The 13,103-nt window shown below is 56.1% G+C and carries 10 protein-coding genes and 3 pseudogenes; all 13 read left to right on the forward strand.

Annotated elements, in window-relative coordinates; translation table 11 throughout:
- Positions 1 to 41 precede the first annotated feature (41 nt).
- The 13 genes and pseudogenes from ETHHA_RS03000 to ETHHA_RS03060 all read left to right on the forward strand — a co-directional run bounded on the left by ETHHA_RS03000 (position 42) and on the right by ETHHA_RS03060 (position 13,035).
- On the forward strand, positions 42 to 1,394 hold the full coding sequence (locus ETHHA_RS03000; protein WP_013484536.1) for a putrescine aminotransferase: 1,353 nt from the start codon (positions 42 to 44) through the stop codon (positions 1,392 to 1,394).
- 716 nt (positions 1,395 to 2,110) lie between these two features.
- On the forward strand, positions 2,111 to 2,794 hold the full coding sequence (locus ETHHA_RS03005) for a response regulator transcription factor (RefSeq protein WP_041686611.1): 684 nt from the start codon (positions 2,111 to 2,113) through the stop codon (positions 2,792 to 2,794).
- The gene (locus ETHHA_RS03010; protein WP_013484539.1) at positions 2,791 to 4,110 is read left to right on the forward strand and encodes a sensor histidine kinase; all 1,320 of its coding nucleotides are present in this window, start codon (positions 2,791 to 2,793) and stop codon (positions 4,108 to 4,110) included. The genes ETHHA_RS03005 and ETHHA_RS03010 overlap by 4 nt, the downstream gene beginning before the upstream one ends.
- A 97-nt stretch (positions 4,111 to 4,207) precedes the next feature.
- On the forward strand, positions 4,208 to 4,915 hold the full coding sequence (locus tag ETHHA_RS03015) for an ABC transporter ATP-binding protein (RefSeq protein ID WP_013484540.1): 708 nt from the start codon (positions 4,208 to 4,210) through the stop codon (positions 4,913 to 4,915).
- Between the two features lie 5 nt (positions 4,916 to 4,920).
- Positions 4,921 to 8,163, forward strand: a complete 3,243-nt coding sequence (locus tag ETHHA_RS03020) for an FtsX-like permease family protein (RefSeq protein WP_156793967.1) — start codon at positions 4,921 to 4,923, stop codon at positions 8,161 to 8,163.
- A gap of 403 nt (positions 8,164 to 8,566) precedes the next feature.
- A pseudogene (locus ETHHA_RS15765) lies at positions 8,567 to 8,707 on the forward strand (SDR family NAD(P)-dependent oxidoreductase); the annotation flags it as partial.
- 82 nt (positions 8,708 to 8,789) lie between these two features.
- A pseudogene (gene srlA / locus ETHHA_RS03030) lies at positions 8,790 to 9,134 on the forward strand (PTS glucitol/sorbitol transporter subunit IIC); the annotation flags it as partial.
- 13 nt (positions 9,135 to 9,147) lie between these two features.
- Positions 9,148 to 10,192, forward strand: a pseudogene (gene srlE, locus ETHHA_RS03035) (PTS glucitol/sorbitol transporter subunit IIB).
- A gap of 159 nt (positions 10,193 to 10,351) precedes the next feature.
- A complete protein-coding gene (locus ETHHA_RS03040) occupies positions 10,352 to 10,714 on the forward strand; it encodes a PTS glucitol/sorbitol transporter subunit IIA (protein ID WP_041687081.1) in 363 nt (120 codons plus the stop codon).
- Positions 10,715 to 10,730: 16 nt separating this feature from the next.
- Positions 10,731 to 10,982 (forward strand): HPr family phosphocarrier protein, encoded by a 252-nt coding sequence (locus tag ETHHA_RS03045; protein WP_479723651.1) that lies wholly within the window; start codon positions 10,731 to 10,733, stop codon positions 10,980 to 10,982.
- Positions 10,983 to 11,127: 145 nt separating this feature from the next.
- Entirely contained in the window at positions 11,128 to 11,526 is a 399-nt protein-coding gene (locus tag ETHHA_RS03050) for a GntR family transcriptional regulator (protein WP_106919182.1), read from the forward strand.
- A complete protein-coding gene (locus ETHHA_RS03055; RefSeq protein WP_013484545.1) occupies positions 11,504 to 12,253 on the forward strand; it encodes an ABC transporter ATP-binding protein in 750 nt (249 codons plus the stop codon). The genes ETHHA_RS03050 and ETHHA_RS03055 overlap by 23 nt, the downstream gene beginning before the upstream one ends.
- Complete coding sequence (locus ETHHA_RS03060) at positions 12,244 to 13,035, forward strand: hypothetical protein (protein WP_013484546.1); 792 nt, start codon at positions 12,244 to 12,246, stop codon at positions 13,033 to 13,035. The genes ETHHA_RS03055 and ETHHA_RS03060 overlap by 10 nt, the downstream gene beginning before the upstream one ends.
- The last annotated feature ends 68 nt before the right edge of the window (positions 13,036 to 13,103 follow it).

The raw sequence follows: 13,103 nt of genomic DNA on the forward strand, positions 1-13,103 counted from the left end.
GTCGCTTTTTCATTTTGAAAATGAACCAGGGAGGATTTCATATGAGTTATGCAGACGTGAGCAAGGATCTGGAGCGGGTGATCGGCTACATACACGCCGACAAACTGACGGATGAAGAAAAAGAAACAATGACAAGGGAAACGCTCCATTATTTCGATGAATATGTGAGTCCAGGCTGGCTCAAATACCGCAAATCCGTTTCCACCAATTCTGCCGTGCTGGAATGGACGGATCGCGATTCTGTGCTTGACGGCATGAACGGTGAGGAGTTCATTGACTGTCTGGGCGGATTCGGCATCTACACCTGCGGCCACCGCAACCCTGAAATTCTCGATACGGTGAAGGCGCAGCTGGACCATCAGGCGCTGCATTCGCAGGAACTGCTGGATCCGCTGCGCGGTTATCTGGCGAAGGCTGTGGCGGACATCACGCCCGGCGATCTGGGAAAGTGCTTCTTTACCAACGGCGGTGCCGAAGCGGTGGAGATGTCGCTGAAACTGGCACGAATCGCCACCGGCGGACGCTGGTTTGTCTCCACGGTCAGCGCGTTTCACGGCAAGAGCATGGGTGCCATCTCGGTGGGCGGCAAAAACACATTCCGCATTCCCTATACGCCGATGGTGCAGCAGGTCGTGCATGTGGAATATGGCAATGCGGAAGATACGCGCAAAGCTGTGCGCAATCTGCAGGCGGTCGGTGAAAAAGTCGCTGCCGTCATTGTGGAGCCCATTCAGGGCGAGGCGGGTGTCATTGTGCCGCCCGAAGGGTATCTGAAAGAACTGCGCGCCGTGTGTGATGAATGCGGTGTCGCACTGATTTTTGACGAGATTCAGACCGGTATGGGGCGTACCGGCACCATGTGGCGCTGTGAAGTGGAAAACGTCACCCCCGATATCCTGATCTTTGGCAAAGCGTTCGGCGGTGGCATCATGCCGATTACCGGCCTTATCTGCCGTCCGCCCATGTGGACGCAGCAACTGATCGACAACCCGTGGCTGTTGGGCTCCCCGACCTTCGGCGGCAACCCGGTGTGCTGTTCTGCGGCTCTTGCCACCATCAAGTTTATGATCGACCATGACATCCCGGGACAGGCAAAGCGAAAAGGCGCCGTACTGAAGGCAGGGCTGCAGAAGCTGAAAGAGAAGTATCCCGCCGTCATCGTGGACGTGCGCGGCGAAGGTCTGATGCTGGCGGTCGAATTTGAGAAGAGTGAAATCGGCTACAGCATTGCAAAGGGCATGTTCGCGCGCGGTGTTCTGACAGCCGGCACGCTGAACAACAGCAAAACGGTCCGGTTTGAGCCGCCGGCCGTCATCACGGAAGAGCAGATCGAAAAGGTGCTGGCCCGCATGGATGAGGCCCTGGCCGAAACAGAACGGGAGTTTGCGCGTTAATCCGTTTGTTCATCAGCCCACCTGCGCGTTTTTAAACAGATGGGAGATCCCGTAGCCCGCCGTATACCGCAGACATTGTCTGCAACATAAGCGGCTTGTTTGTCCCTGTTTAGATGACCGTGCAGCGGTGTCTGGCGGACGGCTTCCGGCGGTTAGTCTTTTGCGATAGCGTGCAGCATATGGATAATAAAAACGGGATCGATGGATCAATGAGGTGATTTGTATGATAGATGTTTGCACGAACAGGCATAAGCTCTTAGCTTGTGTCAAGTGCCCCGGGTCGGTGAACTGCCCCGAATATGCCGGAAAAGCCAAAAAATACAAGCCCCAATCCCAGTCTGAGGAAAAATGGGATGTTCCTATGAAAACGGATTCGTTTTCCGAGAGACCCGGATGGGTTCCGACAGCGGTGCGCGAAGGTTGACATTATGATATGTGGGGTCCCGTTAGTCTGTCCATCGTCATTTGGAAAGGAATCGCGGTTTTAACGGTGAAACCGAAATAGAATTTTGGGAAAGCGATGTTGTGCGCTCCCATAGCCCAAAGCCCCACGGATGGCCTTGATAAAGCCATCCGTGGGGCTTTGGGCTGCCCTGACGGCGGCGCGCGGTTTGAAATGTCTGCCGGTGCGTAGGAAAATGTGATATAGTATGTCATATGAGAAGCGCCCGATCTGTTCGGGCCGGATAACCGGCATATTTAAAAAGGGGATGGCCATGCAAAACCGGATTCTGATAGCAGACGATGACAGGGAAATCGTCGAGGTGATGGATGATGCACTGCGGGACGAAGGATTTGAAACCGTCCGTGCCTATAATGGAAAGCAGGTTTTGGAACAACTGTCCGGAGAAAAACCGATTGACCTGTTTATTCTGGACATCATGATGCCGGAAATGGACGGACTGGAAACGCTTCGTCATATCAGGGAACGGACGGATGCCCCCGTGCTTATCCTCAGCGCCCGCGGCCGGGAGATAGACAAGGTGATCGGCCTGCGTGTTGGAGCGGACGACTATGTCTCAAAACCGTTTTCCGTCGATGAGTTGATGGCCCGGGTGGGTGCGCATCTGAGGCGGGAAAACAAGCACAGACAGTCCGCGCCGGTCACCGGCATCGGCGCTCTGAAGCTCGATCCGTCCAGTTGGACGGTGGAGGTGGATGGCAAGCCGGTGGAACTGTCCGGCAAGGAATTTCAGATTTTATCGTATCTGCTGATCAACGCCGGGCAGACCGTTTCGCGCGAGCAAATCTATGCAGCTGTCTGGAAAGACGCATTCGGCGGCGATTTAAGTACCGTAACGGTCCACATCAAAAATCTGCGCGACAAACTGGGAGCGGAGGGGCGCCGCATTCGCACCGTCTGGGGCATCGGTTATCGTCTGGAGCGTGACCTCCCATGAAGCATTCGCTGCGGTTCCGGCTTCCCGTCCTGTTTCTGGTTTTGTTCGTTTGTTTCCTGGCCACCCTGCTGGTTAGTATCTCCGCTTTTTTCCGTGACGAAGTCCGTTTCGACATCGCACGGCAGACGCAGAGCTATCAGAACACCGTTACCGCGCTGGCCAGAGCGGCGTCGGCCTATTCCAGTGAAGACGATATCATCCGGTATCTCGCGGCCCACACGCCGGATGACCGGAAAGTTGAGCTGTATGACGACCAAAACAAGCTGCTGTGGTCAAAAGGGCAGGTGCGCGCGGTGCTCCAGATTTCCGTCGGCGACTACATCCTCTCACGTTCGGGGGCGCGCTACGGGCTGCGTGTGAGTGGAAATTATCCGGGCCGGGCGGTGCTGTTTGAAGACTATGCCTCACGCTGGCTGTGGATTATCCTGTTGTTGTTCGCGTTGCTGTTTTTGGGTATGGCGCTGGCGCTGCATTTTACGATTACGCGCCCTATCCTCGCGCTCTATCGTCGCATGGAAGCCGATCCGCTGCACAACAAGGCGCGGGCACGGTCTTGCCGGCGAGATGAGATCGGCGGGCTGGAACAGCGGTTCGACCAGATGCTTGAGCGGCTGCAGACGGAGGATCGCCAGCAGCAGACCATGCTGGCTGCTATCTCCCACGATCTGCGCACGCCGCTGACCTCGATCCTGTCGTATACCGAGCGGCTTGCCGTGGGAAAAGTACAGGATGAACAAAAGAGGCGGCATTATTACGACGTCATCCACCGCAAGGCGCAGGATATTCAAGTGCTGATCGACCACTTTCAGGAGGCGGCGGAAGCCGGTTCGTTCGATCGCAAACTGCAACTGGAGACGGTGCCCGCCGCGGCATTCTGGAAGGCGGCGTGCGAAGCCTGCACCGAAGGATGGGACGCCGCGCAGGCCGTGCTGGAATGGAACGGTGACGTGAATGCCTCTGCGGTTCTGCGGCTGGAGCCGCTGTCAATGCGGCGGGTGCTGGCCAATCTGCTTGAAAACGCGCGCAAGTATGGTGCCCGGCCGCTTCGGGTGCGTGTTTCGCTCACCGTCCGGGAGCACATGCTGCATCTGCGTGTGGAAAACAACGGCGCGCAGGTGCCGGAAGAGAAGCTGCCCCTGCTGTTCGACCGCTTTTACCGCGCGGAGCCTTCCCGCTCCCGTGAGCGGGGCGGCAGCGGACTAGGCCTGTTCATCTGTCGCGAGATCGTGGAGCAGCACGGAGGTTCCATCCGCGCCTATAAGCCCTGGGATATGGATTTTGGCGTTGAAATGTGCCTGCCGCTGGTGGAATCTTAAGAAATCTTTATCCTTTTCGTATTTTTATTTTATGTGTTCTCTTTATGATGAGCAGTATCGGGAGAAATCCGATACTGCTTTTTAAGGGGGATCAGCCATGTCCGAACCCATCATCCAATTTGAGCATATCACCAAACAATACCACATGGGTGAAGTCGTCATTGATGCACTGCGCGGAGTCGATTTTACGATCAACAAGGGGGAGTTCGCCATCGTGGCCGGGCCGAGCGGCGCAGGGAAAAGCACGGTTCTCAATATTCTCGGCGGGATGGATACGCCTACCGACGGCCACCTGCTGGTCGATGGGCAGGATATCAGCCGCTTTGACCGCAAACAGCTCATCGCCTATCGCCGCAAGGCCATCGGGTTTGTGTTCCAGTTCTATAATCTGGTGCCCAACCTGACGGCGCTTGAAAACGTAGAGCTTGCGGTCGAGATCTGCGACCACCCGTTTTCTCCCAGGAAAGTGCTGGAGCAGGTGGGGCTGGAAGACCGCATGCAGAACTTTCCGGCACAGCTTTCCGGCGGGCAGCAGCAACGCGTGGCCATCGCGCGGGCGCTTGCCAAAAACCCTACCCTGCTGTTGTGCGACGAGCCGACCGGCGCACTCGATTCCGGAACCGGGCGTGCGGTTTTGAAGCTGCTGCAGGACACTTGCCGCCGCACCGGGATGACGGTCGTGCTCATCACGCACAATCTGGCGATCGCACCCATGGGCGACCGGCTCATCCACATCAAAAACGGCGTGGTCGAGCGCATGGAAACCAATCCGCATCCCAAAACCGTGGATGAGATTGCGTGGTGAGCCGGATGCAAAAAACGATCTTGAAAGAGACCTTCCGTGAAGTACGCCGTTCACTTGGACGGTTTCTGGCTATTCTGATCCTGATTCTGCTCGGCGTCACCTTTTTTGTAGGGTTTAATGCCATGGGGCCGGATCTGTCCGCTTCGGCTACCCGGTATTTTGCGCAAAGCCATTTTCACAATTACCGCATTCTGTCCACCATCGGGTTTGACAATGACGATGTGCAGGCCATTCGTTCCTTGAAGGAAACAGAAAACGCCCAGGCGTTCTACACATTGGACGCGATCGAGACTTACGGCGGCCAGAGTGGCGTGGCGCACGTCATGTCCCTGCCGGAAAGTGTGGATACCCTCACGGTCGTGCGGGGACGGCTGCCGCAGAGCGCGGATGAATGCGTGGTGGACGAGCAGAAAAACGGCACGACGCCCCGAATCGGGCAGACCGTCACGCTCACGTCCGGCACCGATGATGATCTTTCGCAGAAGCTTCACCAGACGGCGTTTCGCGTGGTGGGAGTCGTGAACAGCCCGTCCTACCTTGCGCGCGACCGGGGCACCAGCAAAATCGGCAACGGTAAAGTGTCCGGTCTTCTGTTCGTGCAAAGCGGGGTGTTTAGCCTCCCGGCCTATACGGAGGTCGATGTCACGGCCAAAGGCATGAACGGCCTGAGCGTGTTCAGCACCCCGTATTATCAGAAAGCCGCCGAACTTGGCCACGCGCTGGAAAAGCTGGCGCCCGTGCGGACACAGGTGCGCCACGACGAACTGGTGAACGACGCCAACGCCCAGCTGGCCGACCAGCAAAACGCATATGATACGCAGAAAGCGCAGGCGGATCAGGCGCTTGCCGATGCGCAGGCACAAATCGATGGCGTGCAAAGCCGACTCGACGCGGCCCAGGTGCAGCTCACGCAGGCGGAGAAACAGGCGGACGCGCAGATGAGCGCCACACAGGCGCAGATCGACAGCGCGTCGGATCAGCTTGCGGAGAAAACCGCGGCCTATCAGCAGGGCCTCGTTGCGTACGATCAGCAGGCAGCGGCTGCACAGCCGAAAATCGACCAGGCCGAACAAGGGCTTTCCGCTCTTGCGGCCAATCTCCAGACCGTGCAGGCTCAACAGCAGGCGCTGCAGGCCGCTCTTTCCTCCGGGCAGGCCGACGGGAGCCTGTCGGCTTCCGAGGCGCAGCAGATGAACGTGCAGCTTGCCGCGCTGCAACAGAACATGGATGCGCTCACCCAACAGCAGAGCGCGGCGCAGGCTTCCCTAAACACCCAACAGCAGCAGCTCGCCGCTGCCAAAAGTCAGCTCGATGAGACAAAGCGGCAGTTGGATGCTTCTTCTGCACAACTGGCAAACCAGCAAGCGGCTTTTGCCTCCGCACAGAAACAGTCGCAGGATACGTTTGCTCAAAAGCAAAAGGAACTGGACGCGCAAAAAACCACCTTGGAACAGTCCCGCCAGTCTTTCGCGGCACAGCAGGCGGATACCGACCAAAAACTTAACGACGTTGCCGCGCAGATAGCGGACGCGAAGCAACGCATCGCCGACATTGAAATGCCGCAATGGTCCGTTCTAAGCCGGGACAAGAACGCAGGTTATACCAATCTGAAAAGCACGCTCGACCGCAATAACGGGATTTCCAGCATCCTGCCCATCCTGTTTTTCTCCATCGCGGCACTGGTCTGTCTGACCAGCATGACCCGTATGGTGGAAGAGCGGCGTACGCAGATCGGTACGCTCAAGGCGCTGGGATACGGCAATGGCTCCATCCTGTCGCAATATCTGTTTTATGCCGGTGCCGCGAGCGCCTTGGGCAGCGCGGCAGGAATCGTTTTGGGCCTGTGTTTGCTGCCAAGGATGCTGTTCCATGCCTACATGAGCATGTTCACCATGCCGGTGATGGACATTTTGGCTCAGCCCGGCATCGCGGCCGCCGCGGCAGGCATCGCCCTTTCGCTTATCTTGTTTGCTACCGCGATTACCTGCATGGGCGAACTGCGCGCGGTACCTTCCGCGCTGCTGCGCCCCGAAGCCCCGAAGGCCGGCAAACGCATCCTGCTTGAACGCATCCCGTTTATCTGGGAACACCTGTCTTTCAGCCGCAAAGTGACGGTGCGCAATCTTTTCCGCTATAAAAAGCGCTTTTGGATGACGGTGCTCGGCGTGGCCTGCTGCTGCGCGATGCTGGTTTCCGGCTTTGGCCTGTATGATTCCATCTCCACACAGGTTTCCGCGCGCGAATTCGGCGGCATTCTGAAATACAGCCTGACCGTGCAGATGAAAGACGATGCAAGCGCTTCTCAGATCGCTGATGTGGCCGGCGCGCTGCAAAAAACATCCGGTGTCGCATCGTTGACGGAGAACACGCAGAAAACCGTCACAGCCAAAAACGGCGCGGCTTCGCAGCAATGCAGCCTGATGGTGCCGCAGCAGCCCGCCAAATTTTCAGACTACATTGCCCTGCGCTCCGTGCCGGGGGGGTTGGGTAAATCGGGCAGCCCTCTCAGCCTGACGGACAGCGGCGTCATCATCACGCAGCAATTGGCCAAAAACCTGGGCCTGAAGCAGGGTGACACCCTGACTGTACAGGACGACGATACCCATTCCCACCGCTTCCGGGTTTCGGGTATTGCGGAAAACTATTTGATGAATGATGTGTTCATCACTCCTGCTGCTTATCAGGACGCGTACGGTAGCGCGGCCGATGTCAACCAGCTCCTCGTCAATCTGAAAGCGGGCGCGTCGCAAAACACGATTTCGGAAAACGCGATGAAGATGGACGGTGTGGCCTCCGTTTCGTTGTTGTCCGATCTCAAGCAGACGTTCAGCGATACGGTCAAAAGCCTGAACGGCATGGTGGCCATTGTGATTTTTTCCGCGCTGCTGCTGGCGGCGGTGGTGCTTTTCACACTGACCTCCATCAACATTGCCGAGCGCTTCCGGGAAATCGCCACCATCAAGGTATTGGGATTCTACGACAGGGAGGTGTCCGGATATGTTACGCGTGAGAGCTATATCCTGACCCTCATCGGCATTGCGCTTGGATGTGCCGGGGGCATCGTATTGCATGCACGCATCCTTGATGCCATTTCGGTCAACAACGTTATGTTCGTGCGCTCCATTCTGCCGCAGAGTTTTCTCATCAGCGCTGCGCTGACGCTGGTATTCACCTGGTTGATCAACCTGCTTGCAATGCGCGCCATGCAGAAGATTGATATGGTGGAAGCGCTGAAGGGGACGGAATGATGGTTCGTATTGCCGTCAGAGCAGGGAACGTGTTTTTGAAATCAACAACGGCCGGTTTGGGTCGATTCTTTTTCCCATAAAGCAGGGAAAATGCGCTGCCAGATTTTTGCGCCCGGTTTTATACCGGGCGCTGTTTTTGTCTTCTGTTGTACATTCCGCATGTTCCGCTGAAATGGGGGATTTTGGATTGCATGTATACACGATTGCATTGCAGAGCCGATGATCTCTGAGCGGCACCCATAGCGCAAGCTGTACAAAATGCACGGCATGTTTCCCTTTTAATTCATATCATAAATTTCGCTTTCTTGGGAAAAAGTCCGTATTAATTGTTCTGTGGACACATGATACAACAATTTTGTTGGAAGTAAATAATTTATATTTAAATTAACGGGAGGAAATACATATGTCTGAAAATTGGCTGGAACTGTCCGGGAAAACGGTTGTTGTCACCGGAGGGGCATCCGGAATCGGTAAAGCGATTGCGGCGGAGCTTGTTCGCTGCGGTGCCAATACGGTCGTCACGGATCTGGCCGTGCAGGACGGAGCGGATCAGGACGGCGCCTACTGCGTTCAGTCCGACGTGACCAAGAAAGACAGTGTGGTATGGTTTTGCCGGCGGTGGTGTTTTCATGCTATGCAATCCGGCCTCTCTTTCGCTGGGGCGTTTCTTTCCGGAATTCTACAAACCCGGTTATGTCGCTTCCGCCATGGAGTTCAACCACACCAATATAGGCCTTTTCCCGCATGTCAACCCCGGTGAATTGTTCATCTACCTGGACATTGCAAACGGCATCAAAACACTCGGACTCAATGCGACCGATCTGGCGGTGCGTTATTTCCTGGTTGGTCTGGTCTTGAACCTGATGAGCGGCTGGGTCACCGACTTCACGGTCCGCTTCGTCGAAAAACAGCAGAAGATTCGCCTGAGCAGGGAACTGGGCGTACCGAATACCGTGTTAGCCGAAGCGTAAGGTGTGAGGGAGGATAAAGAAAACGGCCAACTATCGTGCGGTTAAAATTGTCAGGGGCAGCAATGGATTCGGCGGTCCGCTCATCATCCGGCCGACCAACCAGCGTAACAAAATCGCTTATATCACAGGCGGCAGAAAACCGCCCGTGGTGGATAAACTGGAAGAACTTCTGGAACTCGAGTCCATCAATGGGTTCAAGACCGGCATCAAGGACGATGAGATCGCGGTCATCGTGATCGACTGCGGCGGCACACTGCGCTGCGGTATCTACCCGCATCCCGACGGTCAATGTAATGCCTGTTAGGCAAAGCGGACCGCTGGCCAAATACATCACGGAGGACATCTATGTATCGGACGTGGGACCGGCGCAGGTGCTTCCGTTGGAGGGCGACGAAGCGGCGCAGGTTCCCGAGGCTGCCGCTTCTGCCACCCAGGAGCCGCCCGCCGCTCCCGCTCAGCCGGAACGGAAATATAAGTATTCGGGGGACGAGAAGATTTCCGAAACGATGAAAGATTCTCCCAACCGAAACTGGATGACGTCGACCGGCGTGGGCGTCGGTAAAGTTGTGAACGTACTGTACCAGGTGGGACGCGACGCCGTCAGCACGATGATCCATACCATCATTCCGTTCATGGCCTTTGTTGCCATGCTGATTGGTATCGTAAACGCGTCCGGTTTCGGCAACTGGTTTGCCAAGATCATGACCGGCCTGGCGGGGAATGTCTGGGGCCTGGTGCTTTTGGGCTTTATCTGCTCGCTGCCGTTCCTTTCTCCGCTGCTGGGGCCGGGCGCCGTCATCGGGCAGATCATCGGTACCCTGATTGGTGTGCAGATCGGCAAAGGCACCATTCCACCGCGGCTGGCGCTGCCCGCACTGTTTGCCATCGACGTGCAGGATGGCTGCAATTTCATCCCGGTTGCCCTCGGTCTTTCGGAGGCGGAGGAGTCTACGGTGGAAGTCGGCGTGCCCGCAGTCCTTTACTCGCGCTTCCTGACCGGCGCGCCGCGTGTGCTGCTCGCATGGGTTGCAAGCTTCGGCCTTTATGCCGTCAAGTAAGAGTGCGGTGGTCCCCTTCTTCACAGGGACGGCATGTGCGCAGCAAACAGTTGCGGCATCAATCTTCGCTTGAGTCTGCTCAGCCCATATTATACATTCAGTAAAGTGCTGGATTACATATCGAAATGGAGGGAAGCGCTTTTTTGGCAGCGCGCGTATATGACTACGATTTATGAAAACATGGTTAAAAGCATGGGTGCATGCGTCAACAGCTTTCAGGACGAAGGTATGTTCATCCTTTTTGGAAATCAGGCGCCCGATACGCTGCAGGATTACTGCTATGTGATCGACGTTCTGCCAATTAACGGCAAGATCGAACCCGGGCAGGTGGCCGAGATCGACGGAACCCGCTATATGATCACGGCGGTCGGTGAACTTGTGGAAAAGAAACTGGGCAATTTCGGGCATGTGACCTTTTCTTTTACCGGTGATACACAGGCGGAGCTGCCAGGCACTATCTATTTGGGAAAAAAGCCCGTTCCTCAACTGAATATCGGGTCCCAAATCACAATCCATTCATAAAAGCAGAACAAAGCGATTGATAAAAGGAGTCATGGTCGTGGAGCAGTTTACCTATGTCATCAAGGACAGCGGCGGAATCCATGCCCGCCCGGCGGGCATGCTCGTGAAAAAGGCGGCGGAGTTTTCGTCCAGAGTTGTGCTGAAAAAAGGTCAAAAAGCCGCCGACATTCATCGGCTTTTTTCCATTATATCTCTGGGAGCCAACAGGGCGATACGCTTACGATTGAAATCGAAGGCCCGGATGAAAAAACTGCGGTGGACGACTTAAAAACGTTTTTTGCATGCAGTTGTGCGGGTGCCATAGGCGGGCCGCTGGAAAGGCGGAAGGCGGACTCTTGACAAAGAAGACGGCCTGTTGTATTATTGTATGAGTTGTTTAATACAATAATACACAAGCCCGTTTACCGGAGGTGATGGGGTTGGATGTGGAATTCCGAGCATCTGAACCAATTTATACCCAGATCATGGATGAGATCAAGCGTCAGATCGTTTCCGGAGAGCGGGGGCCCGGCGACAAGGTGGAACCTGTGCGCGATCTCGCACGGATGCTGGGCGTTAACCCCAACACTGTGCAGCGGGCATTTTCGGAACTCGAGCGTGAGGGGCTGATGTATACGGAAAGGACCAGCGGAAGATATATCACCGCCGACCGGGAGCGGGTCAGCCGGGTGCGGGAGCAGTCGCTGATGCAGACCGTTGCGGATTTCGTGGGGCGCATGCGGCAATCCGGCCTCATGGATACGGATATCGTGGGTCTCGTGCAGCAGTACATGGATGGGGGGGCCACAAATGGATCGGATTATGGCGGATAACACCGGGGAAGGGGCGTCCGGCGTTCCGGGCGGCTTTCTGGAACTGCGGGGGGTCACCAAGCGGTATCCGGGAAGGGTGGCTCTGCGGGGTGCCACGTTTTCCATCCCGCGCGGGCGCATCGTGGGGCTTCTGGGACCGAACGGCGCGGGCAAAACGACGCTCATCAAAATTCTTGCCGGCATCCTGGGCGGATATGAGGGTACGGTGCGCATTGATGGGCAGGTGCCGGGCGCCTACACCAAATCCATCGTTTCCTATCTGCCCGACAGATCGTCCCTTCCTCACTGGATGCGGATCAGTGATGCCGTGGCGTTTTTTAGTGATTTTTACGCCGATTTCGACCGGGCGAAAGCCATGGAGCTGATCGGCCGCTTGAGACTCAACCCCGCGGAACGAATAGCCAAGCTTTCCAAGGGCACCTGCGAAAAAGTCCAACTGGTGCTGGCTATGTCGCGCACGGCGGGACTCTATGTGCTGGACGAGCCCATCGGCGGCGTGGACCCCGCCGCGCGGGATGTCATTATGGACACGATCCTCACGCAGTACTGTGAAAACAGTACGCTGCTGCTTTCCACTCAGATCATCGGGGATGTGGAACGCGTCTTCAACAGTGTGATCTTTCTCCGAAATGGGGAAGTGATCCTGAACGAGGAAGTCGATGCCGTGCGCGAGCGGTACAAGCGGTCTGTTGACGGTCTGTTTCGGGAGGTGTTCAAATGCTGCTGAAACTGCTCCGGTGGGAATTTCGTTCCACTTATAAGAAATTCGGCCTGGTGCTGGCAATTTTCGCGTTGGTCTGCATTGCATTGCCGCTCATCCTGTTCGCGTGCAACCGGCAGGCCGCCATCATCTGTTCGCTTTTCACATTTTCGTTGGGGCTCAGCGCGTCCTGCATCATCCTCTATATCTTCTGCATGCAGCGGTATAACAGCAATTTTTACGGCAGCGAAGGGTATCTGATGTTCACCCTGCCTGTCGAAAGCCAAACACTGTTGCTTGCCAAACTACTGTCCGGGTTCATTTGGACATTGGCGTCCTTCGCACTGGTCGGCTGCGCCACTTATACGGCGCTCTGGATCTTCCGGTCGAACGCCGATCTCTGGCGGGTGTTTGCACCTGTGATGGATCTCTATCATTTTAACCCCGGTCTGTGGCTGCCGATGGCTCTGTTTTTGCTGCTAAGCATCCTTGACGGTCTTATGATCCTGTATTTTGCCGTGACCGTTTCCAAAATCTCCATCTGGGGCAATTGGGGCGTTGCGATGGGGCTCGTCACTTTTTTCGGCATCTGCGTTCTGCAAAGCCTGCCCACGTTTTTCCGGACGGGCCAGCTGGCGCGTATATCCACAGGCACGGCACATGCCGTGTCGAAAGCACAAACGCTGAACCTGAGTGCGTTTTATAGTTGGCAGTCCGGCTGGCCGATGATGTTGACCTACGCCGTCGTTTTGGTTGTTCTTTTTCAGCTGACGGTGCTGCTGCTAAAGAAGACGACCGCGTTGAAATAGAAGCCGCTTTCTCTGTCGGCCCGCGCGCTGTACGGTGCGCTTATACATAACTCATAATCATCTGGAGG

This window comes from Ethanoligenens harbinense YUAN-3 (genome assembly GCF_000178115.2).
Lineage (GTDB): Bacteria > Bacillota > Clostridia > Oscillospirales > Ethanoligenentaceae > Ethanoligenens > Ethanoligenens harbinense.